Annotated in this window: 26 protein-coding genes; 6 read left to right on the top strand and 20 right to left on the bottom strand. The window is 48.7% G+C overall.

Going from position 1 to position 24,879, the window contains the following annotated elements; genetic code table 11:
• Positions 1-46 precede the first annotated feature (46 nt).
• On the bottom strand, positions 47-643 hold the full coding sequence (locus ACFQ03_RS02320; RefSeq protein ID WP_379285807.1) for a DUF5050 domain-containing protein: 597 nt from the start codon (positions 641-643) through the stop codon (positions 47-49).
• Entirely contained in the window at positions 633-1,082 is a 450-nt protein-coding gene (locus ACFQ03_RS02315) for a hypothetical protein (protein WP_379285805.1), read from the bottom strand. Before ACFQ03_RS02315 ends, ACFQ03_RS02320 begins: the two co-directional genes overlap by 11 nt.
• Before the next feature lie 584 nt (positions 1,083-1,666).
• On the opposite strand from ACFQ03_RS02315, the gene ACFQ03_RS02310 reads away from it, so the two are divergent.
• Entirely contained in the window at positions 1,667-2,446 is a 780-nt protein-coding gene (locus ACFQ03_RS02310; RefSeq protein ID WP_379285803.1) for an acetoin reductase, read from the top strand.
• A gap of 4 nt (positions 2,447-2,450) precedes the next feature.
• A complete protein-coding gene (locus ACFQ03_RS02305) occupies positions 2,451-2,828 on the top strand; it encodes an SDR family NAD(P)-dependent oxidoreductase (RefSeq protein WP_379285801.1) in 378 nt (125 codons plus the stop codon).
• 74 nt (positions 2,829-2,902) lie between these two features.
• Here the strand turns inward: ACFQ03_RS02305 and ACFQ03_RS02300 are convergent, their stop codons facing one another.
• A complete protein-coding gene (locus ACFQ03_RS02300) occupies positions 2,903-3,370 on the bottom strand; it encodes a hypothetical protein (protein ID WP_379285799.1) in 468 nt (155 codons plus the stop codon).
• A 739-nt stretch (positions 3,371-4,109) separates the two neighbouring features.
• On the opposite strand from ACFQ03_RS02300, the gene ACFQ03_RS02295 reads away from it, so the two are divergent.
• Complete coding sequence (locus ACFQ03_RS02295; protein ID WP_379285797.1) at positions 4,110-5,750, top strand: family 10 glycosylhydrolase; 1,641 nt, start codon at positions 4,110-4,112, stop codon at positions 5,748-5,750.
• Positions 5,751-5,834: 84 nt separating this feature from the next.
• Here ACFQ03_RS02295 and ACFQ03_RS02290 read toward each other — a convergent pair whose 3' ends face one another.
• Genes ACFQ03_RS02290 through solA form a run of 5 tightly spaced genes read right to left on the bottom strand, consistent with a single transcriptional unit; the run spans position 5,835 to position 10,786 of the window.
• Positions 5,835-7,049 carry an acyl-CoA dehydrogenase family protein gene (locus ACFQ03_RS02290; RefSeq protein WP_144938542.1) on the bottom strand — a complete coding sequence of 405 codons (1,215 nt, stop codon included), beginning with the start codon at positions 7,047-7,049 and terminating at the stop codon, positions 5,835-5,837.
• A gap of 30 nt (positions 7,050-7,079) precedes the next feature.
• On the bottom strand, positions 7,080-7,832 hold the full coding sequence (locus tag ACFQ03_RS02285; protein ID WP_379285794.1) for an ATP-binding cassette domain-containing protein: 753 nt from the start codon (positions 7,830-7,832) through the stop codon (positions 7,080-7,082).
• 25 nt (positions 7,833-7,857) lie between these two features.
• Complete coding sequence (locus ACFQ03_RS02280) at positions 7,858-8,631, bottom strand: ABC transporter permease subunit (RefSeq protein ID WP_222126682.1); 774 nt, start codon at positions 8,629-8,631, stop codon at positions 7,858-7,860.
• A complete protein-coding gene (locus ACFQ03_RS02275; RefSeq protein WP_379285791.1) occupies positions 8,628-9,617 on the bottom strand; it encodes a sulfonate ABC transporter substrate-binding protein in 990 nt (329 codons plus the stop codon). Before ACFQ03_RS02275 ends, ACFQ03_RS02280 begins: the two co-directional genes overlap by 4 nt.
• Positions 9,617-10,786: an N-methyl-L-tryptophan oxidase gene (gene solA / locus ACFQ03_RS02270; protein WP_379285789.1), complete on the bottom strand. Its 1,170-nt coding sequence runs from the start codon at positions 10,784-10,786 to the stop codon at positions 9,617-9,619. The genes ACFQ03_RS02275 and solA overlap by 1 nt, the downstream gene beginning before the upstream one ends.
• Positions 10,787-10,920: 134 nt before the next feature.
• On the opposite strand from solA, the gene ACFQ03_RS02265 reads away from it, so the two are divergent.
• Positions 10,921-11,274 (top strand): winged helix-turn-helix transcriptional regulator, encoded by a 354-nt coding sequence (locus ACFQ03_RS02265; RefSeq protein ID WP_379285787.1) that lies wholly within the window; start codon positions 10,921-10,923, stop codon positions 11,272-11,274.
• A 228-nt stretch (positions 11,275-11,502) separates the two neighbouring features.
• Here the strand turns inward: ACFQ03_RS02265 and ACFQ03_RS02260 are convergent, their stop codons facing one another.
• The 10 genes from ACFQ03_RS02260 to ACFQ03_RS02215 all read right to left on the bottom strand — a co-directional run bounded on the left by ACFQ03_RS02260 (position 11,503) and on the right by ACFQ03_RS02215 (position 21,046).
• Complete coding sequence (locus ACFQ03_RS02260; RefSeq protein ID WP_379285785.1) at positions 11,503-12,138, bottom strand: LysE family translocator; 636 nt, start codon at positions 12,136-12,138, stop codon at positions 11,503-11,505.
• A 32-nt stretch (positions 12,139-12,170) separates the two neighbouring features.
• A complete protein-coding gene (locus ACFQ03_RS02255; protein WP_379285783.1) occupies positions 12,171-12,770 on the bottom strand; it encodes a hypothetical protein in 600 nt (199 codons plus the stop codon).
• Positions 12,771-12,885: 115 nt separating this feature from the next.
• On the bottom strand, positions 12,886-13,317 hold the full coding sequence (locus tag ACFQ03_RS02250) for an SRPBCC family protein (protein ID WP_379285781.1): 432 nt from the start codon (positions 13,315-13,317) through the stop codon (positions 12,886-12,888).
• 30 nt (positions 13,318-13,347) lie between these two features.
• Positions 13,348-14,985 (bottom strand): FAD-dependent monooxygenase, encoded by a 1,638-nt coding sequence (locus ACFQ03_RS02245; RefSeq protein WP_379285779.1) that lies wholly within the window; start codon positions 14,983-14,985, stop codon positions 13,348-13,350.
• A 33-nt stretch (positions 14,986-15,018) separates the two neighbouring features.
• Positions 15,019-15,642, bottom strand: coding sequence for a PadR family transcriptional regulator (locus ACFQ03_RS02240; RefSeq protein WP_379285777.1), 624 nt, complete (start codon positions 15,640-15,642; stop codon positions 15,019-15,021).
• Positions 15,643-15,990: 348 nt separating this feature from the next.
• Positions 15,991-17,418 carry a C4-dicarboxylate transporter DcuC gene (dcuC, locus tag ACFQ03_RS02235; protein WP_379285775.1) on the bottom strand — a complete coding sequence of 476 codons (1,428 nt, stop codon included), beginning with the start codon at positions 17,416-17,418 and terminating at the stop codon, positions 15,991-15,993.
• A gap of 89 nt (positions 17,419-17,507) precedes the next feature.
• Complete coding sequence (gene rihC, locus ACFQ03_RS02230) at positions 17,508-18,428, bottom strand: ribonucleoside hydrolase RihC (protein ID WP_379285773.1); 921 nt, start codon at positions 18,426-18,428, stop codon at positions 17,508-17,510.
• Positions 18,425-19,312, bottom strand: a complete 888-nt coding sequence (gene rbsK, locus ACFQ03_RS02225) for a ribokinase (RefSeq protein WP_379285771.1) — start codon at positions 19,310-19,312, stop codon at positions 18,425-18,427. The genes rihC and rbsK overlap by 4 nt, the downstream gene beginning before the upstream one ends.
• Positions 19,313-19,327: 15 nt before the next feature.
• On the bottom strand, positions 19,328-20,308 hold the full coding sequence (locus ACFQ03_RS02220; RefSeq protein ID WP_379285769.1) for a LacI family DNA-binding transcriptional regulator: 981 nt from the start codon (positions 20,306-20,308) through the stop codon (positions 19,328-19,330).
• Positions 20,309-20,452: 144 nt separating this feature from the next.
• Positions 20,453-21,046 carry a TetR/AcrR family transcriptional regulator gene (locus tag ACFQ03_RS02215; RefSeq protein WP_379285767.1) on the bottom strand — a complete coding sequence of 198 codons (594 nt, stop codon included), beginning with the start codon at positions 21,044-21,046 and terminating at the stop codon, positions 20,453-20,455.
• Positions 21,047-21,232: 186 nt separating this feature from the next.
• On the opposite strand from ACFQ03_RS02215, the gene ACFQ03_RS02210 reads away from it, so the two are divergent.
• Positions 21,233-21,790, top strand: coding sequence for a hypothetical protein (locus ACFQ03_RS02210; RefSeq protein WP_379285765.1), 558 nt, complete (start codon positions 21,233-21,235; stop codon positions 21,788-21,790).
• A 321-nt stretch (positions 21,791-22,111) separates the two neighbouring features.
• On the opposite strand, the gene ACFQ03_RS02205 is transcribed toward ACFQ03_RS02210, so the two are convergent.
• Both ACFQ03_RS02205 and ACFQ03_RS02200 read right to left on the bottom strand, forming a co-directional pair.
• Entirely contained in the window at positions 22,112-23,116 is a 1,005-nt protein-coding gene (locus ACFQ03_RS02205; RefSeq protein ID WP_379285764.1) for a CobW family GTP-binding protein, read from the bottom strand.
• 1 nt (position 23,117) lies between these two features.
• Entirely contained in the window at positions 23,118-23,537 is a 420-nt protein-coding gene (locus ACFQ03_RS02200; RefSeq protein WP_379285762.1) for a (2Fe-2S) ferredoxin domain-containing protein, read from the bottom strand.
• A gap of 219 nt (positions 23,538-23,756) precedes the next feature.
• Between ACFQ03_RS02200 and ACFQ03_RS02195 the strand changes: the two genes are divergently transcribed.
• Positions 23,757-24,764 carry a CobW family GTP-binding protein gene (locus tag ACFQ03_RS02195; RefSeq protein ID WP_379285760.1) on the top strand — a complete coding sequence of 336 codons (1,008 nt, stop codon included), beginning with the start codon at positions 23,757-23,759 and terminating at the stop codon, positions 24,762-24,764.
• Positions 24,765-24,879: the final 115 nt, after the last annotated feature.

Here is a 24,879-nt window from a genome sequence, read left to right as displayed (position 1 = left end):
AACCGGACGGGAAAGGCAGGAGCGCCTTTTCGTCCGGTTTTTTCGTTCAACGAATGAATTTGACCGAGGAATCTCGAGCAGATTTAAGTAAAACCCCTTCATCCGAAGTAAGCACACGAGAGATCGGATCCGCCACTTTCAGCACCAGTTGACCTGAACCATCCAGCAGTACGACGCCGTAATCATCATTTTCGCCAACATGGCAGATGAGCCGGTCGTTCAACACTTGCACGCCGGCTATTGGCGTTTTCCATACAAGCGGATCTTTCCCGTTCGGATCGGCCTGGTACAGCTCGAATCGGTTCGTATCCTTCTCGGTTGTATAAAATACTTTGCCGGCGATGCTGTCAAACCATGACACGGCATGGTCGGACAGTTTCATTTCACCCGTCCCGTCTAGTGCAGAAGAATATAACATGTTATCCTCGTCTTTTACATAGTACAATTTGTTATCGCTAATCTTGAACCATCTGACTCCCGAGCTCACGATCCTCTCGGCCTTATTCGTTTTCAGGTTTATTCTGTAAATGAAATTCTGGTCGTATTGGAGTTCTGAGCACAGAACATAGACATCATCTCCGAGGACAGTGGTGGCGGTAGTGCGTACGTAGGGTATGGTGCCATCCCCGCCCTTACTGCACACCTGGAAGCAACCCAGGAATTCTGTCTCTACCTAATTTTAGAATAAAATCATTTAGTTTTTTTGAATTATCGTTAGTGGATTCGTAATTCTTTCCGCCAAATGTCAAATTACTATCCAAACGATACGTTTGATTTCCGTCTTTCAAATCAAAAAAATACAAATACCCGACGCCTTTACTATCTGTTTCTCGAACCTCAATGCTCTTGATCCGGGAAACAATATCTTGGATTGTTTTCGAATCAGTAACTGAAAACTTGTTTCCATCACTGAATTGTACATCGATTTCATTTACATTTGAAAAATCACTTTTTAACACGCCGGTTAAACTCATAACCTTCCCCTTCGTGTCATCGTTGTTTGGGCCGTCGCACCCAACAACGAACAATGCGATCAGTACAAGCAACATACTCATATATATAGGAATCCTTGCTTTAAGCAAACCCGCCACCCCCTACCTTCAAAACGATGTTTTCCATCAAATAGTTGCACCATAAAGAAAGGGGGCCTTAAGGCTCACCCCCTATCTAACGGGAAGCTGCGCCGTGGTCACGATCCACCGCTATTCAAGTCCATGACCTGATTATATCATTGCTTGTACTAAGAAAAATACTAGAAATCCGATAGCGGCTACTCGGAATTAAATCAGTCTGTTTATTCTTTCCCGGCATCACGTCGTCATAGCAAACCATCGATACCATGTCAATTTTCCAATCGCATTCCGAACAATTCACTTGCTTCTTGTGTTTTGACCCGCTGTTTAAAATCCATAATATCAACACATAGTCGAACCCTGAATCCACTTGAATCTTGAGAATCCGCGCTACGCCGTTATTCAATGGTGCAATTTTGTCCCTCATCAAAGCAACTGCGTTTACTGCTCATTGTGCTGCATTCCTGACGTCAGAACGGTCGATCACTCCAGAGAAATTGACGACTAATCGATGGATGAATGGAACATAATACGTTTATTCCATCCAGATTCTAGACGGAAATAAGTAACCATGGTTCAGGAGATGATGATAAATGGAGAACAGCCAAAAAGTAGCAGTCATTACGGGTGCAGGGCAAGGAATCGGGAAAGGTATTGCCAAACGTTTGGCACATGACGGTTTCGCCATCGTCTTAAGTGATATGAACGAAGAAGTGCTTAACGCTACTGTCAATGAATTTAAAGAACAGAATATTAATGCAGCTTCATTCGTTGGCGATGTTTCCAAGCAGCAAGATCAAAAAACTTTAGTCAAGACGGCGGTCGATCACTTTGGAAGAGTCGATGTTTTTGTCAATAACGCGGGAATTGACCAGGTATCGCCGCTGACGGATGTCGAGCCGGCCAAGCTGGAAAAGCTTTTTCAAGTGAACGTATTCGGTGTATTATACGGCATTCAAGCGGCGGCCGAACAAATGAAAAAACAAGAAACCGGCGGGAAAATAATCAACGCCTGCAGCATTGCAGGACACCGGGGCTTTGCCATGCTCGGGATCTATTCGGCTTCCAAATTTGCTGTCCGCGCATTGACCCAGGTCGCCGCGCAGGAGCTTGCCAAAAATAAAATCACCGTCAACGCCTATTGTCCCGGAATTGTCGGAACAGGCATGTGGGATCGCATTGATGCGGCGATGGTCGGATACATGGGATTACAAAAAGGAGAAGCCTTCAAAAAATTTGCAGAAGATATTGCATTAGGCCGCACTCAAGAGCCGGAAGATGTGGCGAACTTCGTTTCCTATCTAGCATCCCCGGACTCGGATTATATGACCGGACAATCGGTGATGATTGACGGCGGCATAGTATACAATTAGCGAAATGCCGACTCTGCGGCTCAATATTGCCGGTACGATTGTGAATACGGCTTCCGTAGCCGGGCTGATTGCAGATCCGTTCATGGCTCCTTACGTTGCCGCGAAACATGGCGTGGTCGGATTGACCAAAGCGGCAGGGATCGAATATGCGTCGCAGGGCATTCGGGTGAACGCGGTTGCGCCGGGACTAACGGAGACTCCGATGACCAAAGGATGGATGGACGACCCCGAATTTCGGAAGACGGTAGTCGGCAATGTACCGGCAGGACGGCCTGCGAAACCGGAAGAGATCGCGGAAATGGTTGTTTTCTTGTCCTCGCCGTCCGCCAGCTTCGCGGCCGGTCAAACCTTCACCGTGGACGGCGGACAAACCGCGCATTAGCGGAATCTGTTTTCTTCCCGCGAATACTATAGACCGAGGGGAGCCCTCGGTTTTTTTGCATGTCGGCTTATCGTTCATAAGCGGCGCCTGGCTATCTCTTCGGCATCCTGCTTCCGAATTTGCTTGCCCAGTTTTCCAAGAAGGGCGATAAGCCCGTATAAGAAAAGAGTCAACAAAATTTCCGTTAGTACATTCCCGATCTCTATTCCATCGATCCATTGGTCAATTGTATGAATGATCACTCCAAAAACGGCAATCAGCACGAGCTCCTGCAGGATCTTAACGGATAATTGGAAGCGTTCCTTAAGCAAATGCCTTCTCAAGCTGTCCAGCAAGGTGCCTACGATACCCAAAACCCCCGTCCCCAGCAGGACTAACCCCATAAAAGCGAACACCGAACCGATCGATGAAATCCGGATATGGATAAAATTGAAGCTTAGTAACGAGTAGACTGAAAATCCTAGGATAACGATCAGAACGAGTATAATTCCAGCCAGAACAAGCAATATTTTCAAGGATTCCCCTATGCTTTTTTTGCTCAACAACACCCACCCCTTTTGACGATACTTATTATCTCTCCATATCCTTAATGGGATCAGCATACCCGCTATTCGGTTCCAAAACCAATTATATACAAAAAAGGAAAAATCCGCTCCCATAAAAAAGATCATCACCGAAGAACAACCTTGTACGTATTCCCGGCAATGGCTAAATAGTCGCAAAATAAGACAGATACCTCGAAAATGGATTTATTTCCATTTTCTGCTGGAGTCATACAAGCGGAATAGCGCGTCTAAATGGATTTCATACAGCTAGTTTTGCTTCTTCAGGGCAAAAAATGAACACTAAATGGAAAAACTCCATCTATTTCGTACAAAAAGAAGAATATCAGCAAAAATACTCCATTTTAAATGTAGTTTTTCCATCTAGTCAAGTCCCCTCGCCCCTTTCGCTTCAATCTACCTGCATAAAATACAGTTAGATCCCCATGTCTCTGACCGCGGCACCGGCAGATAGTAAACATAGACGGATTTTCAAGCTAGACGCTTTCCTTCTCCCAGGCCAAAATGGCAACTAGGCGGGAATACGATTATCCCCCCATGCCGCTGCGCAGCACCAAATCCGATCCATGCGATAAGTCCCCTCGGGGGCTAAATCCACTAAGATTTCTACAACTCTCCAAACGAAATCAATTGCATGTGCAACAAATACTACATTCCGGCGTCTAATGTTAGAGGAAAAGTTTACTAGATTAAATGAAAACAGGAGGAAGCCAGCAGGATGGGAGGAAGGAACCGGTTCGTTTGGATAATGGTCGCAGTTATGCTTCTTACATGGGTAACACCGGCCGCTGAAGCCGCCGCAGCTTCCGGCGCTGCCCGGGAAATCGAAATAGTATTGGACGGTAAAAGACTGGAGAGCGACGTCTCTCCCTACATCGTCCCCGAAGTGTACGTAACGATGGTGCCGTTGCGCCTTATAAGCGAAGCATTGGGCGCAGAGGTAAGCTGGAATCAGCAGGAGCGGCAAGCAACGATCAGAGGAGGAGACGGCAAGCTGATTATTATGAAGCAAGGATTGTCGAATGCTATAGTCAATGGGCAAAGCGCAGCGCTTGATGCTCCCGTCGCAAACAAATCCGGTTATACGATGGTGCCGATTCGCTTTATCGCGGAGCAGCTCGGCCTGAAGGTCGGCTGGAACCAGCAGGATCAGCGTATTACATTGACTACGGACGATAGTGAAGCGCCTGTCCCCGCTGCCGGGGCCGGAGAGGGCTTACCGGGATCAGAGAAGGCAGCCCCGGACAGCGATGGCAAGGGCGAGAAGAGCGAGCTGCGCGGAGTATGGATATCAACCGTCTATAATCTCGACTGGCCGTCGCAAGCCTCTTACGGCAAGTCTGTTCAGCAGATGGAGGAATTCCGCGAGCTGCTCGACGAGCTGCAGGAGTTAGGGATGAACGCGGTATTCGTGCAGGTTCGTCCTGCCGCAGACGCCTTGTATCCATCGGAGCTTGTCCCCTGGTCCAAATATTTGACGGGCACTCAAGGTCTTGCCCCCGATTATGATCCGCTATCCTTCATGATAGAGGAAACCCACAAGCGGAATATGGAGTTTCATGCCTGGTTCAATCCGTTCCGCGCCGCCGTTGACACCAACACCGAGCAGCTTGCCTCCAGCCATATTGTGAAGCAGCAGCCGGACTGGATCGTCAATGCAGGCGGCAAGCTGTACATCAATCCGGGCATTCCGCAAGCGCGCCAACACATTATCGACGCGATCATGGAAGTGGTAAACCATTATAATATTGACGGGGTCCATCTGGATGATTATTTTTATCCGTCGAATACAGAATTTGCGGATGACCAGACTTTCCTGACATATAATCCGGACAAAATCGCCTCGAAGGCCGACTGGAGACGCAGCAATATCAATGCATTTGTGCGTGATCTCGGACAAGCGATCAACAGCGCCAAGCCTCAGGTCCGCTTTGGAATCAGCCCGTTCGGCGTATGGCGCAACCAGTCGACGGACAAGACCGGTTCGGATACGAAGGCCTCGCTGACGGCATATGACAGTATGTATGCCGATGTTCGCACCTGGATCAAGGAAGGATGGATCGACTATATCAATCCGCAGCTGTACTGGAGCCTTTCCTTTCCGGCCGCCAGATATGACAAGCTGGTGGATTGGTGGGTGCAAGAGGTGAAGGGAACCGGAGTGGACCTGTACATCGGCCATTCTCCGTATAAGCTGGGGACGAAGGAAGCCGGCTGGCAGAGTGCGCAGGAAATTATTAATCAGTTGGAATACAACAAGCGCTATTCCGAGATTAAAGGGGATATCTTCTTCAGCGCGAAGGATCTTCGCAGAAATCCTCTGGGCATTAAAGAAGCGCTCCGCTCTTATTATCCTTAATCATTTTATCCATGGCAGCGCCCGCTGCCGGACTGTATAACCCACGGTCCGGTCAACGGGCGCTTTCTTTAAAAATCTCGGGAACTATCTTCCTTCAGAGCGTGTTGAGGGGGCATTGCCGCGCCCGTACGCGTCCTCGTAATCGGAAATGGCCAGCTTGCCGAGCATGGAAAGCACAGCATCCTCCATAGGCGGGTTATGCAAGCCAAATCGTACATCGCGGTACAACCGCTGCAGCGGATGGTCCAATGCAAGACTATGTGCGCCTGCGATGCGCATCGCTTTATCAACGACAGACATGGCCGTCTGAACGGCGGTCACTTTCACCGCATTCAGCTCTGCATTTAACCGCTCAGGCGGCAGCACCTGCCGATCCCATCTTGCCGCCACACTATACAGAAAATGTCTGGCTGCATGCAGCTCCAGTTCGATTTGGCCAAGCTGCTGAACGATATTCGGCAAATGGATAATCGGAGCGGGCAAGGAATTGGGATGATAGCTGTAAGCAAATTTGATCGCTTCCTTCCTGGCGGCAAGCGCAATGCCAAGGTAGCATGCAGGTATATGAAGCAAATATGGCGTTGCCGCCGAGGCTGATTTCTTGGGAAGCAGACAGGCCAGTGCAGACTCGGGCAATACAACGTCCTCCAGCACCAGATCATGGCTGGCTGTTCCGCGCATGCCTAGCGTATGCCAGGTTTCTTCGATGCGAAGACCTGCCGTATTTCGCGGAATGAGAAATTCGGCCGTGTCCTCTTCAACACTCGCCGTAACAATAAAATGATCCAGCACAGGAGAAAGCGTAGTGAACGTTTTTCTGCCATTTAACACATAAGAACCGTCCTGCCGCCGTTTGGCGGTTGTCAGCGGCTTGCCTCCGCGTGTCGGGCTCCCTGAAGCCTTCTCGGTCGCTGCGCGATTCACCAAGTGCTGATCTTTGACAATCTTCTCATTCAAATCGGTCAACGCAGCCTCCGTCCACTGCTTCTTATGATTCAGATCATAAACAACCCCCAAATGCCAGCCGACGCCTAAGGCAATCGAGGCATCCCCCTGTGCCAGCCGCTCCTGATACAGGACAAACTCATACAGGGATATGCCTTCTCCCCCTTCGTCAGCCGGTACAGTATACGAGAAATAACCAAGCCTGCGCAGCGCCTCGATATGCGCATAGGCAAAATCATGCTCGGCATCCACACGGTGGGCTTCCTCTGCAAAGCCGTCCGCAAGCTCGCCGATTGCCTTCAAGCGCCGTTCTTGTTCCGCGCTCAACACAAACATATTGTCTAATCGGTCCATAGTCTGATGTCCTCAACTTTACTGCATTTTTTATGAAGAGTTCCGCATAATGCGGTCCAAAATTTGTCTCTCCCACTTCCCAACCTGAGAGTCCGTTCTAGAGCGGGGACGCGGCAGATCAATGTCCATGTCAAGAGCAATGTCTCCATCCTCAAGCAATAGAATGCGATCGGATAAAGTAATGGCCTCATTGACATCATGGGTAACCAATAGAGCGGTAAACCGCTGCTCCAGCCACAGCCGTTCGATGAGCTGCTGCATTTCAAGCCGGGTAAGAGCATCCAGCGCGCCGAGCGGCTCATCGAGCAGCAGCATCCGGGGATTGCGCACCAATGCGCGTGCCAGGGCGACCCGCTGCTTTTGGCCGCCCGACAGTGTAGAAGGCCACTGATCTGCTTTATTCTCTAGTCCTACCTGCTGCAGAAAATGGAGCGCTTTAGGTCTCCATTCGCCCTGCAGACCGATTCCTACGTTATCTATCACACTTTTCCACGGCAGCAGACGCGAATCCTGAAACATCATCGTCGTGCTGCCGCTAATGCCATTAAGCGCTTCTCCATCCAGCAGAATATCGCCTTCCGACGGCGCATCCAGCCCGGAAATCAGCTTTAGCAGCGTGCTTTTTCCGCTTCCGCTTTTTCCAATGATACTGGTGAATTGCCCGGGATATAAAGTGATGTCAAGCCTTTTGAGCACGTCATGCTGCTGGAATGACTTGGTTACGGCCTTAATTTGAATAAGCACTCCGTTTTTTCCTTCCGGGATAACCGCAGAACGGGTCATAGAGAAACTCCTTTCCCACCAATGTTTACGGATGATAAGTCTGGTTCCATTTAAGCAGCCCTTTTTCCAGCCATTTGGCCAGCAAATCTGCGATTTTACCAAAGCATGCGTATATAATGATGCTCAGTATGATAATGTCTGCTTGCATAAACTCTCTGGCATTCATCGCCAAATAGCCAATGCCGGAATTGGTCGCAATGGTCTCTGCCACAATGAGCGTGAGCCACATCACACCGAGCGCATAGCGCAGGCCGACAAAAATGGAAGGCAGCGCGCCAGGCAGTAGAATATGCCTGAAAATTTCCCGCCGCTTCAAGCCGTATACTTTGCCCATTTCCACCAAATCATTGCTGACGTTCCTTATCCCGTGATAAGTGTTAACATAAACCGGAAACATAACGCCAAGCGCCACCAGAAAGATTTTCGAAGACTCTCCGATTCCGATCCATATAATAACTAGCGGGACTAAAGCAAGATGCGGTATATTCCGCACCATCTGGATAGTTGTATCGAACAAGCGATAGGATAAATGAAAACTGGCGTTCAGTATCCCCATCGCCAATCCTATTCCTCCCCCGATCAGCAGACCAATCAGGGCGCGCTGCAGACTGATCAGCATATGCTCCGCCAATACTCCATTGGCAATCATTTTCCAGCCGGTTTCAGCAATCGTAACAGGAGTCGGGAAAATTTTCGCGGATACAATTTCCATAGAGGCCGTCCACTGCCATATAACGATAATCAGAAGAGGAAGGAGCCATGGCAGCATAAAATTAACGATCGTACGCTTCTTCATCATTTCAAATCCGGCACCCATTCTTTCCCGACAGGCATATAGGAACTTACATCAATGGAATGTTCGATCAAACCGATTTTGTGAAATGTATCTGCCAACTGCTGCTGCGGAGCAATAATTTCCTTCGTAATGGCTTCTACGCCATAGGTTCTGCGTTCGACCATTTTAGCCAGGCTTTCCTCGTCTATGCCGAGCTCCCCGGCGAGCATTTTTACAACCTCGCCTTTATTTTCATTGGCCCACTGGTCGGAGACATCGGTTTCCTCAAGAATCGCCTTGACGATTTCCGGATGCGCTTCTGCAAACTCTTTGGTCGCATAATAGAAGGTCCGGTTTGGCGAATAATGGCTTCCATCCGTAAGCGTTACAGGCTGCAAATCCATTTGCACCGTGGCAAAAAACGGATCCCAGGAGCCCAGCGCATCCACCTGCTTCGTTTCAAACAGTGCTCTGCCCTCCGATGCATCCTTAACATACACATATTCAACATCATCATATTGAAGCCCCGAGCTTTCCAAGGCAAGCACAGTCAAATAATGATGATTGCCGCCCTTTACAACGGCAACCTTCTTCCCCTTCAGATCGCCAATGCCGGCAATACCGGAATCCTTATGCACCATAATGCCCATGCCTTCGGGGTTTGGCAGATCGCTTCCGACGTAAACAAAGCTTTGTCCGCTCGCTTGAGCAAATACACCCGATCCATCCGCTGCGTTGCCGTAGTCGATTTTGCCTGCAGCCAGCGCCTCAAGCACCGTGCCGCCGCTCGGAAACACGTTCCACTCAATCTTGATTCCCTGCTTCTTCAGGCGCTCATCCAGATTTCCCTTTACCTTCAAAATGTTGAGCGTATTGCCTTTCTGGTAACCAATTCGCACAACTTCAAGCTGGCCTTCGGAGGCTTTGGAACTGGAGCAGGCGGAAAATAGAACAGAACAAACAAGTATAATGGAAAGAAGTAAAGAAGATCCGGATTTTGACACTGCCATTATAGATTCACTCCTTTTAATGTAAAAGCGTCCCAATCGAGAGGGTAGTGTTCCTTTCCTTTCAGCATTGCAACGCTTAACGCTTCTCCTATGCCGCTGGCGAATTTAAAGCCATGGCCGGAGCCTCCTCCCGCAAACCAGACACGGCTTCTGCCCGGCAGCTCATCAATAATAAACTCTTCACCGGGAGCATTTTCGTACAAGCAGGTCTGTCCGGCCAGCAGCTCTCCGGCCTCCGGCAAAAATAGATTCAACGCATGCCGAAGCTCTGCCTCATCCTCCTCATATGCCCCGAAAGGCGGTACGGGCTGACCCGGCAAAGCGGGATATCCGCCATCATGCCGGCCTATTTTCAAACCCGATTCGTCAAGCGCCGGGAAACCAAAGTATTCTTCAGCCCCCCCGTTATTGAAAATAAAAGCGGGGAGCCGACCTCTCCCGTATCGTTCCTTCGGTGCTTTGAACCAGGCAATGGGTTTGCGGTACGGCTTAATGATGTTGTGCAGCTCCGGCAGCACCCGTGCCGACCACGCACCTGCGCTGACGAGGACGCTGCCTGCGGTGAAGCTGCCGCGCTCTGTAACCACTAAGGGCTCCCCGGCTTCCGAGACCAGTTGCAGCACCTTGGTGTTGGGCAGCAGCTTCGCTCCATAATGAACGGCCAACGCTCTATAGCTTGCAATAATCTGTTCGCTGTACAGAATGCCGCCCTCCGGCTCATAAAGGCCTTCCATATGAGAAGGCACGGAAAATCCCGGCCAGCGCTCCTGGATTTGCTGTGCATTGAGCGCTTCATACGGTATACCGAAAGCTATGCAGCTCTCTGTTTTGCTCCGGATAAAGCGGGACCCGCGCGGACCGATGCTGATTACACCAATAGGATCATAGAGAGTGGCATGGTCATGGCCTAAAGTCCCCGGCACCTCCGCCGCTTCCCGCTCCAGCTTCTTCCACAGCTCTATCGAACGCAGGGCAAGCTTTACGTAGCTTTCACCCATCGTATAGGCCCCTCTCACTATGCGTGTCGTTCCATGATGGCTCCCATAGCTGTGGGGCGGATCGTGCGCATCGATCAGCAGTACAGAGACTCCCCGCTTGGCCAACTGATAGCCCGTGCTCATGCCGAAGGAGCCCGCCCCTACAATGATGACATCAAATTTCTGGAGCAAAGGGGTCTTCACCTCAATTCCGGTTTGATTTTTCTGAACATTAATTTTATTATAATTCCTATAAGTAAACTTGGGAATAGCGCACATTTAGGATACCAGGTATGCAAAAGGATACTACAGGAGGAGGATAAACTATGGACCCGGCCAGAAAAATGTCAATATGTCAAAAGGATTTTGACTTTTCGATTATAAGCGGGAAATGGAAGGCAATGATTTTGTGGCATTTGCGCAACGACACCATCCGCTTTTGCGAGCTCAAGAAAATGCTGCAGCCCATCACGCAAAAAACGCTGACCACCCAGTTACGGGAGCTGGAGGATGATCTTCTGGTACACCGCGAGGTCTATCCCGTGTTCCCCGCGAAGGTGGAATATTCCTTGACCCCGCATGGCCGGCAGTTAATCCCGATCATCGAGTGCATGATAGAATGGAACAAGAGCTACAAGCAGTTGCTGAAATGCCAGGAAATTCAAGGAGAGCAAGGATAGAGAGCTTGGGGAAGGTTCACGGCAGCAAGATGGATCTGTAGGGTGGGGTGCGGCAGTCTGTCCGGAATTCGTCAATGACGGTCGCAAGAAGGGCAACGCAATAAGGCTATCGGCCGAAATGGTGATAGCCCTGATTATAGTTAGAGTGAACGGTTGCGCCGCTGAACGATGCCATGCTTGAGCTATATTCGAAGTACCAACCGGAAGAGCTGCAGACCATTCTCGTCATTACTGTCTTTGGAACGCAACCTTCAAGCCCAACCCGATATAGATCGTTCCGACGAGCTTGCCGCTCCAACGGCTTAAACGGTTTATCCATGCCGTCCGTTTAACCATTTTACCAAGCGTAGAGACACTTAATACAATCGTGGTTGTATACAATATACTTAGTATGACGAAGATGAATCCAAATATCAAAAACTGCATTACGGCTTCACCTCGTTCATGATGAACAAATTGAGGCAGGAACGCTAGAAAGAACAGCGCCGTCTTCGGATTAAGAACCTCTGCCAAAGTAGCCGATACATATGACTTTAAGGCTCCTGCCGACTCAACCTTTGGAAGCTGCGGTTCGGAGGGCTTCCTTATCATTTCGCAAATCCCTAGATATAACAAGTACGCCACCCCCGCATATTTGACGACATTGAAAGCGAGAGCCGAGGTCATCAGTATGGCGGAAAGCCCCACGGCAGCAAATAACGTGTGAAGGAAATCCCCGGTTGCGATGCCGAGCCCCGCCATAATGCCTCCTTTGCGCCCGTTCTGAACGGTACGGGTAATTGTAAGAAGAACGGCCGGGCCTGGAATCAAAAATAGACCTATAACAACAATCACATACGTAATTAAGGTAGAAAAATCGGGCATCTGGTTTCCCCCTTCTCTGCATTAATGGCCGTTCAAAGAGATATATCGTTACGGCCTTGCAGCCATTGCTCGAATTCGGCAGGCGTGCGCACATTATGGTCTAAAACGGCGGTATAGATATCGAAGCTTTTCACTTGTTCCCCATACTCGGCCCGTGATGCCCATACGGTTTTAATACTTAAAATAGAAATAATTGCTGCGGGAGTAAGACGATCGGGCATCGTGCGAATATGCTGCAGATCGGGTTGTTTTTCCGGTTCATCTACGAACCAAATATCCAGCTCCCATTTGTTTCCGTTCTCGGACTCATACGTCATTCCGAGAAAATAACCGTCAGGGTAGGCCGGGTCGGTGTTCCATTTCCCGGTATCGTTAATGAATTTCAAATCCCGGATACCGGGATTGGACATCAATTGTGAAGCTATTCCGGTAATTGCAGCGATGTTCAACTTGGAGCAAACGACCGTCATATCGAGGTCTCTCCAAGCCATTAAACCAAGTGCCGCACTCCCTACTTTCACGGGTGTACCGGCTGCCTTCAGCAATTGATCAAGGTTCAACTCTTCCACAATCGCAGATGCTTCAGTCTGCAGTTGAAGTTGGCAGGCCAGCAGATCTTCTTGTTGTTTCATTTTTTGCTCCTTCCATTTAGTGAATCATACGGAGATTTTCATATGGCAACGATCGAGAGCCGTCACAGCCGTTATCGCTTGGCATCGAGGCAATGATCAAGCTGCTGCTTTAAGGTTAGCTATTAAGCACGGCCTTCAAGCCGGCCGCTGTTTTCGGCTGCTCCTTCTTCATCGATTGGCGCATGAAAAATTCGGCTACCTTCGGAACATTGTCAACCTGAATGGTGAAATGAACACGGCAGGCTTTTTCGGAGATCGGCTCAATACGGTAGGTTTCACGAAAAAATTGTTTTTCGCCGGGAACCGTCTCTATGGTCAACAATTGATCCTGAACAAGCTCGGTCACGACCATATTTTTTTCGCTCTTAAAGCCTGAATATTTTCCGCTTTCGAAATAGTTGGTCCCCAACCGGGCAGGTTCTTCAGGAGTGACTCGATTCTCAATAATGCCTTTCATCCAGGAAGCTCGCCCCTTTAGATCGATGAGGCGTGCAAAAACGATAGAGGCCGGATACTCATAGCTTTCGGAATATTCAAAAGTAAGCATGATGATCTTCCTTTCCTTTTTAGAATGTATTTAACGAGAGAGGATGGTTGACAGCGCATGGGTGATAACTTGTTCCAATTCTTCCTTATTCCCCTCGGCAGCCGGTGTTCGCCATCCGATGTACCCGTCCGGCCGCACGAGGATAGCCCCCGTGGAAGTGATTCCGTATGCGTCAAGAAAATCGTTCCCGGGATTGCTGAAGTCAGCCCTATGACCGCCAATCTGATAAATATCCATCGGAAGACGGAGTGCATCTTTAACATGTTGAGCAGCCTTCAACGCGTTCTGTCCGTCAGGGCCAACGAGCAGGACAAAGCGGGAACCAAATAGATCCAACGTTGAAATAGGTTGGCCGTCCCGTTCGAGAACGATGTGCGCAGCGCGGGTTCCCGGCTGTCCCGTCCATAACTCGGGCGGCTGTACCATGGGGAGGTTCATCCCGTCGGCTTCCGGTACGATTGCGCCGGCTTGATAACGATAACCCATATTGACATGCAGGGTGTTTACCGTAATCCCTTCCGATCCTTCATGTTCGCGCTGCTGGGAAAGCATAATGACCTGCTCTACCGTATAATCCGCGATGGGCCGCCGCTCAGCATCATAAGTAGCAAGCAAAGCCGGACCGGCTTCACCGCGCAGGACGGCGGCCAGCTTCCAGGCGAGGTTCTGCGCTTCGGCGATACCGGTATTGCCTCCCAAGCCGCCGCTTGGAGGTTGAACCCGTGCGGAATCGCCAACCAAAAAGATGCGCCCTTCTTGGAAGCGATCAGCTACACGGCCGGCCATTTCCCAAGTCAATATCTTTCTGATTGTAACCGGGATGTCAGGAATTCCGATGGCGGCCCTAACTAATTCAATGCAGCGCTCCTCCGGATAATCGTCGATAGTTTCCTCTTCAGGATCAAATACAACGTCCAACCGGTATATATGAGGCCGCCTGAAAGTTCCGGGGTACAGAACGAGACTTCCGCTTACGGTATCATTGGCGAGAAAACACATATGAGCGTTTTGTCTACCAAACAGGTCATGAATGTCCGCATCGAAAACGATGCTGATCAGGTGGCAGAGCGTACCTTCTCCATGCTGACCAATCCCTAATTGTGCGCGGGTTCCACTTTTACTGCCATCCGCTCCGACCATATACCCGGACCGAACACGGCGCGTTTCGCCGCTGATTCGATCGCGAATCGTAGCCGAGATGCCGTCCGCATCCGTTTCGAATTCGATCAACTCCGTGTTGTAGCGCAAATCGACACCGGCTTTCTCAGCCTGTTCCCGGAGGACCGGCTCAAGCAGATCTTGTGCGATGCCGTTTCCTTCAACAGGGCTGGCATCCGTAAAGTAAGCACTCATATCTTCCATCAGGTTATCAAACATTTCCCCGGCCAAGCTCTCTACAAACATAACGCCGAATTCCCTAGGGAAAGGGGGCTCTTCACGGCGAATTTCGTCCTCGATGCCGGCCGAACGGAATATTTCCATTGTTCGGGCAGTCAGGCTCGACACGCGCGGGTGAATCGCCGTCCCCGGATGGCGTTCGACGACTAACGGTTTAATTCCTTGCCTGGCCAGAAATAGGGAGAAGGATAGACCTACCAAACTTCCTCCTACTACGAGGATAGGAACCGATTCATCGAATGATGAAGAGTTATTTAGTGTCTTGTTCATCTAATTACGCCCTTTCGTAAATTAGTTTATTTTTCACTCCATACGGTTATCTATTTGCTCGGCTTTCTCCCGCAGCTCTTCCATGCTCCATGTCAGCTTGTGCGATTGTATATCGGCGATTACGGATTGGAGCCATTCCACTTCAGCGACAAGCAATGTTCGTTGATATTCGGCCTCAAGTAAAAATAAGCGCGGCAGACCCAGTGATGCCCCTATCTCAAACTGATCTTGAAGTCGGGCAAGTGTATTTTCAAGGGCGTCTATTCTTTGTTTGAAGAGCAATGCGACATCTTCAGGCGTTAACATGGCCAGGAATGAAACCGCAGCTGGAAACTCTAAAAACTCCTGAGCCGGCTTGGAGATCATTTCCCGGATCCATGAATATGCGGCATTTCGTCCCAGATCCGTGATTTCATAAACAATTAAATCCGGTCTCCCTTCATTTTTCTTCTTGCCTTGGATGGCAATGGCTCCGTCCCGATGCAAGCGTTCGATCGTCTGGTAAATACTCGTTCGGTGGCGAACGTTTATAACTTCGTCTTTCCCCCTCTCCTTAATAAGCTGCTGCATTCGATAAGGATGCATAGGCTCTTCAATCAGAAAACAAAGTACGGCTAGAGCGACGGGTGATTTTTTAATCGTGTTTTTCATAGTCATAATATTACTATTAATAATATGACGTGTCAATAAAAAAATAATTATCTTAGTTCATCGAGGATGAGCGACCGCTTTTAAAGGTTGTTTATATCGCCAAATAGAGTTTGATGGGATTAAGGAAGCAAAAACTTGTAAATTCTATATGTGGCAAGGATAAACGGCTATCGCCGTCCTTAGGACGGGCGCGTTTACCGATGAAATATAAGAACAAGTATAGATGAAAACTTATACTTTCTTGTATTTTTTAAAAAAAATGCCATAATCACTCCATCCCCTTCGTTTTCGTTAACGATCATACGAATCCATGAAGGGAAAATGAGTGACTATGGCACTATGATGAATTTCAGTTTAGAGAAAGAGAACCATCGACAGGACGAACATAAAGATCACGCCTGCGATCATAGGAACCGACGTTCTTTTTACAATAGCGATCGGATCCGTCTTCACCGTACCGGCAACGATCAGCACGACGGCAGCAACCGGGGACACCGCACGGAACAAGTTGCCCGCAAGTCCCATCGGCACCGAGATCGCTATCGGGCTAATGCCCGCTGCATCGGCTAATGGAACCATCAGCGGCACCATGGCGAAGATCAAGGCCGTGCCGCTGCCGCTAAGAATAACGATTAGCGCAGTAATGGCTACCAGGATAAGCGGCAGAACGAAGTCCATTCCGTTTCCTTGGATGTTCTGCATCGATTGCTGCAGCGCATCCACCAAGCCGATGGATTTCAGCCCTGTAACAAAGACGGAAGCGGCAACCAGCAGGGCGACGATCGGAACCGCTCCGCCCATTCCTTTAAAGAAGGATTCCGTTTTTTCCAGCACGCTTTTGTCGCCTTTGTGGCGAATGAGTTCGCAGAGGATGGCCAGCACGAGCGATACCAAGGTCGCCGACTCTACGCTGAGCTCTATGGCATTGCCTGTCGTAAGCTTAACCGCGTAAGTACCCAGCAGAAGAATGATCGGGAAGATCGGCAGGATCGCATAAACCGTTTTGAACAGCTTGCCGCCTTTGATCTCGATGTCTTCCTTGGATTCATGGTTCACTTCGGCGTCGGCCTGCAAATGGCTTGCTTTCTTGTCCATGCGCTTCTGCCAGTAATAATGAACCAGAGCGATAAAGATTAAGGTCGGAATGGATACGACAGCATGATATCTGAACGCATAGTCCGTTACCGTCAAGTTGGCGAACAGCGCATGCTTGGCCAATTCTTCGGCGATGGCGACGTTGTCGCTTCCCAGCGGCGTAGGAACGATCGTGGCGGATGTAGCGATGACTGCTGCCGCGGAAAGCGCCGACATGCCCGCTTTTCTTAAAATCGGATACAAGGTTGCCAGCAAAATGATCGCCAAGTTAGACGCACTCGGAATAACGAGAGACAATAAATTTCCTAACAAAAATACGATCGGCACCAGAATATAAGGCGACTTTATTTTGGAAATAGGCTTCGTTAAAGCGCTGACCGTCACTTCGTTCGCTCCGATGGAGGACATGTAGGCGGTGTAACCTCCAAGCAGAAGAATGATGAAGCCCGCAGCCGCGAATGTCTGCTTGAACTGAGTAACGATGACCTGCAGCGGATCCAGCCATATAGAGCCCGTCGATTCGAAACCCTTGACGGCGATATCGTTGCCCATAGCTGTGGCGACCAGAATCAAAATGATCCCCATCAGAAAAAGCGTAATCTTGATATCCATTTTCTTGATTAGCATATAAATCACGATAAGTACAGAAATAATCGCTGAGCCGTACATGACTACATTAGAGCCCATAGCTGGTTTCCTCCTAAGATGCAGATTGGGTGTAACAGATCAGATCAGGTAGTCATTGGTAAAAAAGAACCGGCAGAGCAAGGTTCAGCTTAGTTGCACTTGCTTAAGCTTTCCATGAACCACTTTTTGAACATTTGCGGATCGATATCGACACATACTTTGGCGTTGGCGGCCTGTCCCAAATATCCTTTCAAGTCAACGACGGTACAGCCTGATGTTAATGAGCCGTGAATCTCAACATCCACGAATGTGTCCGCCACCGTGAACATTTCAGGCTGCAGGAGATAGGCGATCGCGCAGCTGTCGTACATCTTCAATCCCGTCTTCATGCTGCCGCCTCTATATTTTTGGAATAGTTGATAGATCATTCTTCCGGTTTCGTTCATGTCTTTCAGCTGCTCGCTGTCTTCCGGGTACACGAGCGCCTTCCATCCAACGTCAAGCCCGGCCATGACGACAGGCAGATTGCTCTGGAACACAATTTTGGCCGCTTCCGGATCGGCATATATGTTGAATTCCGCCATAACTCCGGCATTGCCGCGTCCCGTTGAACCGCCCATGAGTACAATCTCGGCAATTTTCTCTTTCACTTCCGGATACACTTTGAGCAGCAGCGCAATATTTGTCAAAGGACCGATCGGAACCAAAGTAATCGGCTGCTCGCTTTCCATGATGACCCGGTACATGGCATTGACCGCATTCTCCTTCAAGAGCAGTTCCTTCGTCGGCTCTTCAAAATCGTAGCCGTCCATCCCCGTTGATCCGTGTACATTGCTCGCATCAATCGGTTCTTTGATCAAGGGTCTATCGGCGCCCATCGCCACCGGAATTTCTTTCTTGAAAAACTTCAGCAATTTCAAGGCGTTCAACGTAACCTTATCCAAGCCCACATTCCCGGCTATGGTAGTGATTAAGCGTACATCCAGCTTTTCGCTGTACAAGGCAATCGCTAAGGCAACTGCATCGTCGATTCCCGGATCGGTGTCAATAATAATCGGTCTTTTGTTCATTGGTTTCTTCCTCCTTGAATAAACTGTGCTACCTCTTCTGCGGTCGGCATTCCGGTCTGCGCCCCGAGCTTCGTGGTTGACAAGGCAGCAACCGCATTGCCGTAATCACAAGCAGCTTTGAGCGACATACCCTGGCTTAGGGCAACGGCTAACCCGCCATTAAAGGAATCCCCGGCTCCGGTCGTATCCACGACATCGATTTTATAGGCGGGAACGTTCAGTTCCCGGCCCTCCTGCCAAAACGACAGGCCCTGGCTTCCCTTCGTAACGATCAGCTTCTCTCTGATGTCCTCGCCAAGCTGCTGCATCAATACCATTTGCTCATGTTCGTTCGGCGTAAGATAGTCCACTTGCCGTATTAATTCCGCAGGCAGTTCCTGAATGGGAGCCGGGTTAAGAATGACGGTAACTCCGTTCTCTTTGGCAATTTCTACCGCTTTTTGCACACCTTCCAGTAGTATTTCCAACTGCACGAGAAGAACATCACTATCTGCGATCACTTCTCGCTTGGACTCGACAAAAGATGCGGTTACATGATGGTTGGCCGCCGGTACGACAATAATACTGTTGTCTGCGTTGTAAACCGTTATCGTAGCCGTGGCCGTACGATCTGTAACCGGTTCCACATCGGACACATCAATCCCTTCATTTCTAAGGTGCTGTAAGATGTCCTGACCAAAAAGGTCATTGCCGACGCAGCCAATCAAACGAACATCCGCACCAAGCCGTGCTGCCGCTACCGCTTGATTGGCTCCTTTGCCGCCGGGATTCATCTGAAACTGCTTGCCAAGGAGCGTCTCTCCCATTTGAGGCATTTGAGTTGTTATGGTGACTAGGTCCATGTTGATGCTGCCAACAACAGTAATTTTGGGTTTCCGCTCCATCCCTATCTCTCCTTCTTAGGTCGATTCTCTCTCTATAAGCGATACGTCCAATATTTTATAATTCTCCTGTTCCACGGTCTGCTGACGCTCCATTAAGCTCGCCAGCATCTTGGTTGCCTTCTCACCCATTTCATAAATGGGCTGCTGTATCGTAGTCAGCTCGGGCGTCGTCGCCTTGGACAGGCTGATGCCGTCAAAACCGATGATAGCTATGTCCTGGGGTACCTTTCTACCGAGCTGATACGCGGCCTTAATCGCGCCGATCGCCATAATGTCATTCGCCGCAAAGATTCCGTCAATATCCGGATGCCTTTGCAGAAGCTCCAGTGTCGCTTGAATGGACGATTGCATATCATATTGGCCTTCCGTGATGTATGTCTCTTTAAACCAAGGTTCCCCACCGACGATTTCCTTGTAGCCTTCGCAGCGTTCCTCAGCATTGACTACGCCGCTGGTTCCTTTGATATGGCCGATCCTGCGGCAGCCTTTGCTCTGCAAAAAGCGCGTCGCCATCATTGCCCCTTTCTTATTCTCTACGACAATCGTCGGCAAGCCTTTGCTGATCACACGGTCGATACTAACTACGGGAATATTCAACTGTTCGATTTGTTTCGCTGTCATCGTATTTGAGGATACAATAATACCTTTGACATATTGCTGCTGCAGCACGTCCAGGTAGTTTTGTTCCTTGTTTTCATCTTCATCGGAATTGCAAAGAATTACATTATATCCTAACTGAATGGCTGTATCTTCAACAGCTCTCGCAAGCTCGGGGAAGAAAGGATTAGTAATATCGGGCACGATCAAGCCGATAGCGCTGGACTGCTTCTTGAACAGGCTTCTCGCTACCTCGTTCGGCTTGTAATTAAGCTCTTTAATTGCCTTTTCTACCTTAATCCTCGTATCCTGGCCTACATAACCGCTATTGTTCAAGACTCTAGACACAGTTGCTACAGATACGCCTGCATGCTTGGCAACATCTTTGATAGAAATCATATTTTCACTCCACTTATAGGTAACCGGTTACACACAATATACTGTATGCTCTTAAATATGTCAATAAGTATTTCATTCCAACAGGCACTGAAGCATGCGGCGATGCAATGAACGCTATCGTTCCATATCATTCGGCTTCATCTTTTACGCATCCCGCCCGGCCAATCCATAGAAAAACAACTCGATTAATTGATCGATATTTAGGGCTTGGCCGTCTTCACCTGCCGCTCCCCAATACTTGCCGAGCTCGTTCTTGAACATCGTGAAGTACAGCATCGTTACCTCTTCCGTCAGATCCGGATGAATATGCCCCGCCTGCTTTCCCGCCGCGACGAACTTTATGAAAAACCCCTTTACCTTTTCCTCTGTATAGCTTTCCAGCATTTGCGCCAGCCCTTCTACGTCAGATTCAGGGAGTTTAGGAAATTCGCCGGATAAGATCTTTAAGTTCTTGGCCTCCAGCAGCATGATTTTCCTCGTTTTCTCCAGAAAGGACAGCTCGGAATCAAGAATGCTTTCATATTGCTCCAACTGCTTGTCCATCCAGTTCACAAGCATATCGGCATAGAGCCGCTCCTTGGTTCCAAAGTAATTGTATATGGTGGCGGGCGAAACGTTTGCCATCCGGGCGATTTCATTCACGCTTACCTTTTGAAACCCGTATTTGAAAAAAAGCTGCACGGAGACATTGAAGATTTGCTCCATTTTTTTCTGCTTTCTTCGTTCGAAGCCGTTCATCTTCCCCACCTCATTTGAAGTGTAACTTAAATTTTAGAGTAATTCAATAAATTCAGTACAAAACTATTGAAAATCAATTTTGAATAGTTATAATAATTATGTAGCATTTTAGTATATTTACTACAAAACTTTAGTGTAATTTGGGAGTACCGTGCTCAAACATAATACTGAGAGGAGTGTGGAGAAATGAAACCAATACGGATTCCATCGATCCTGCATGATATTTTCGGCGAAGAACAGCATATCTTATCCATTGCCGCCGTTCTATTATTTGGCGGAGGGCTGACTGCACTGTTATATTTCCTGTACCCTGAAATGACCGCCCATTTGCCGGTATGGCGAAGCATCCTGGCTTTATTGTTCATTTTCGATATTTTTTCAGGCTGTATAGCTAATTTCACGGCTTCAACAAGCAATTTTTATGCAGCAAGAAAGAAGAACCGGCTCGTGTTCATCGCCATTCATTTTCACATCGTCATTATTGCAGTTTTGTTAAACGCTGCAATCGGGTATTCTATTGCGGTATGGGCGTATACAATAGCAGGAGCGTTTATCGTGAACGCGCTGATCGGGAAGCAGTCGCAGCGGTTTGTTGCAGCCTTGCTTCTGTCCGTCGGCATAGGTTGTATCCCCCTGCTGCCCAATATCGAGCCGTATATGTTAATCACTTGCCAATTATTTATGTTAAAAGTGCTATTTGGCTTCGCCGTCGATCACTATACTCAAACAACAACCGGTCGTTAGAATGATTTAGGCGGTTCGTCCGGATATTCAGATATTCGTTCCTCTTGCTACACTATGAGGAATAAAATACGGCTTGCTTCCTTCGGGGTCCTCAATAATACGGGCATGTATTTGTTGGGTGCAGACTCCTTCAATCTTGTTTTTTTCATAAAAATAGATTAGTAATATATTAACTGTAATAATTACTATATAATATTTTACTTTCTATATAGATCAGTTCAGAATCATCTTAGAGCTGATTAGCTGCCGCTTCAGCAGTTCCTTCGTTGTCCATTCTTCCATTGAGAAAATAATGAGTCCCTTTTTCCTTGCAGCCAAAAGTCAAAGCGCAGCTTCCAGCTTCCTTTTAAGCTCTAGCTTTGGGAACTGTTCACCTAGAAAAACAGCAACGTCCTGAACACTGCCTTGCGGTTTAATGTGAAAAATATCCAACTGTCTGTAAGCGTATTGAAACATCTTCCGCTCTCCAGTTTCTGCCTCCGTAAAAATACCTTTGGCCCGATATACATTATCCGGCAGTTCGCTTATAATCTGCTCGAAGCGGGTGCTGTCCAAAGGCCGATCGAAGTAATGCGTATAAACCATAACGTGATCGTAAGAATGATTATGATCATAGCCACCGTGATGTTCACAATGTCCTTCATTATCATGATGATGTGCGGAATGGCTGCAGGGATCCTTCTGTTGAGCCTCCTCGAAACAAAGCCTGTTATTCTCAAGCAGCACCTGATTAAGCGCTTCTTCGCTGATTTCACAATGAACGGTCGGATGTATGGATGCTTTTGGGTTGATTTCTGCCATCAGACGTTTCGACTCATCCCGCTCTGCAGCGCTGACAAGATCAGCTTTGTTCAGTAAAAGCAGCGAAGCACACCGAATTTGATCTTCTATCAGATGATAGGTCTTTCCAGTCCCCTTCCGCCGCCACTCGAGAAAGTGTCCCGCATCCACCACCGAAATCATCGTCCGGATATCAATAGGCACTAGCAGGGCCGCTTCCGTCACCGCTTCAAAAATTTCCAACGGGTTGGCAACACCTGTCGCTTCTATAAGGATCAGATCAGGTGAAGATTCCATAACCAGGTTCCGGATCTCCATTCCCAAATCGCCGCGGATCGTACAGCAAATGCAGCCGCTCAGCATTTCCCGCATGGGGATAGTTTCATCCACTAGCTGACCATCGAGATTGACATCTCCTACTTCATTCATAATAACAGCGGGGCGCAAACGCCCTTTGGCGTAATATTCCAGGATCTTCGTAAGCAGCGTTGTTTTTCCGCTTCCCAGAAAACCCGATAGAATGATGACCGGCACCTTGTCTATCAATCTATAACCCTCTCTTTCTTTCAGCTAAAATTTTTCCATCGTTTAAAAGGTCTACTGCCTGCCACGAAGCCTTTTCTTTACCAGTGACAGAGAGACCGGAGGCGATAAATCGGCGATCGAACGAATAGACCAGCCGTTCGTCCAGTCGATCTCCCGAAAGGTGCTTGCGGACAAGCTCCCTTCCCAGCTCCGGAGAAATATCCTTGTACCAAACCCCGTCCGGATAGGCGATTACCACACAGGCATCGGTACAACGACCATTGCAACGGGTTCTCGTCGTATGAATCAGTTTATCTGCTCCGAGCAGGGAAATTTCATCCCGGATTGCTTGCGTCACCTCTTCAGCTCGCCGTTTCGTACAGCTGCCGCCGTTGCAGATGAGCAGGTGGCAGCGGGTCTCTTGCAAATTCCACGTTGACATGGGTATGTTCTCCTTTCAAGCAATAATGATCAAACAGAGTGGCAGCGTTTCTCAATATTCTAATTGTAATTATTACGATTATATACGCAAAACATATTGTGTTCAACCATATAAGCATCACATGTCGCTACAACGTTTGACAAATGACATGAGGAGGGATTATACTCAATTAATAGTAAATATTACGATTTAATAACATAATATTAGGGAGTGAACCTTATGTCAAATTTGCAAGCCGATCCCCGCGTTCCCGTTACGGTGCTCACCGGATTTCTGGGTGCCGGCAAAACGACGCTGCTGAACCATGTACTTACTGCCGATCATGGCGAAAAAGTCGCGGTCATCGTTAACGAATTTGGAGAAGTCGGCATCGATAATCAACTGGTCGTTGGTGCGGATGAGGAAATCTTCGAAATGAATAACGGTTGTATCTGCTGCACCGTACGCGGCGACCTCATTCGCATTCTCGGCCAGCTCATGGAAGCGAAGCTCGGCAAAGGCGGCGGCCGCAAAGCGGATTTTGACCGCGTGCTTATCGAAACGACAGGACTCGCCGATCCGGCTCCGGTGGCCCAAACCTTTTTTGTCGATCCTGAGATCTCCCAATTTTTCAAGCTCGACGCCATCGTCACAGTCGTAGATGCAAAGCATGTCGGACAGCATCTCGACGAAGGCCACGAGGCACAGGAACAAGTCGCCTTCGCGGACGTTCTACTTCTGAACAAAACGGACCTCGTTTCCGAAGAAGAGCTCCAAAAGCTGGAACAGCGCCTACATACGATGAATTCGGCTGCCAAGCTTTACCGTACCCAACAGGCACAAATAGACATCAAACAAATTCTCGGAATCGGCGCCTTCGATCTGGAGAAGAAACTGGAGATCGAACCCGGATTTCTTGAAGAGGAAGCGCATGATCATGACCATGATGATGAGGTCACCTCGATCTTCTTCCGCGAGACGCGTCCGCTTAACTTGGACAAGGTGGAGCGATTCATTAACGAGTGGCTTGTCGATCACGGTGTTGATACATTCCGCTACAAAGGCGTTCTGAATATCAAGGGAGTCAAGAAGCGTGTTGTGTTCCAGGGGATTCATATGCTGTTTGGCTCTTATCCCGACCGCGACTGGCAGCCGAATGAAGTACCAATCAGCGAATTTGTGATTATCGGCCGCAATCTGGATGAGGAATGGTTCCGCAAACAGTTTGCCGGTTGTGTGGCCGGCTAATCGGTCTTCAAAGCAAAGAAGAGACCTCGCAGTCGAGTAATTATTCATTACTGGCTGCGAGGTTCTGGCTCTTCAACTTCCAGGCTCCTTTATCTTCTATGTTTCTCCGAATTCC

It is taken from the genome of Paenibacillus residui (assembly GCF_042677205.1).
Taxonomy (GTDB): Bacteria; Bacillota; Bacilli; order Paenibacillales; family NBRC-103111; genus Paenibacillus_L; species Paenibacillus_L residui.
The sequence above is the reverse complement of the archived record's forward strand: the minus strand, read 5'-3'. Positions and strand labels throughout refer to the sequence as shown.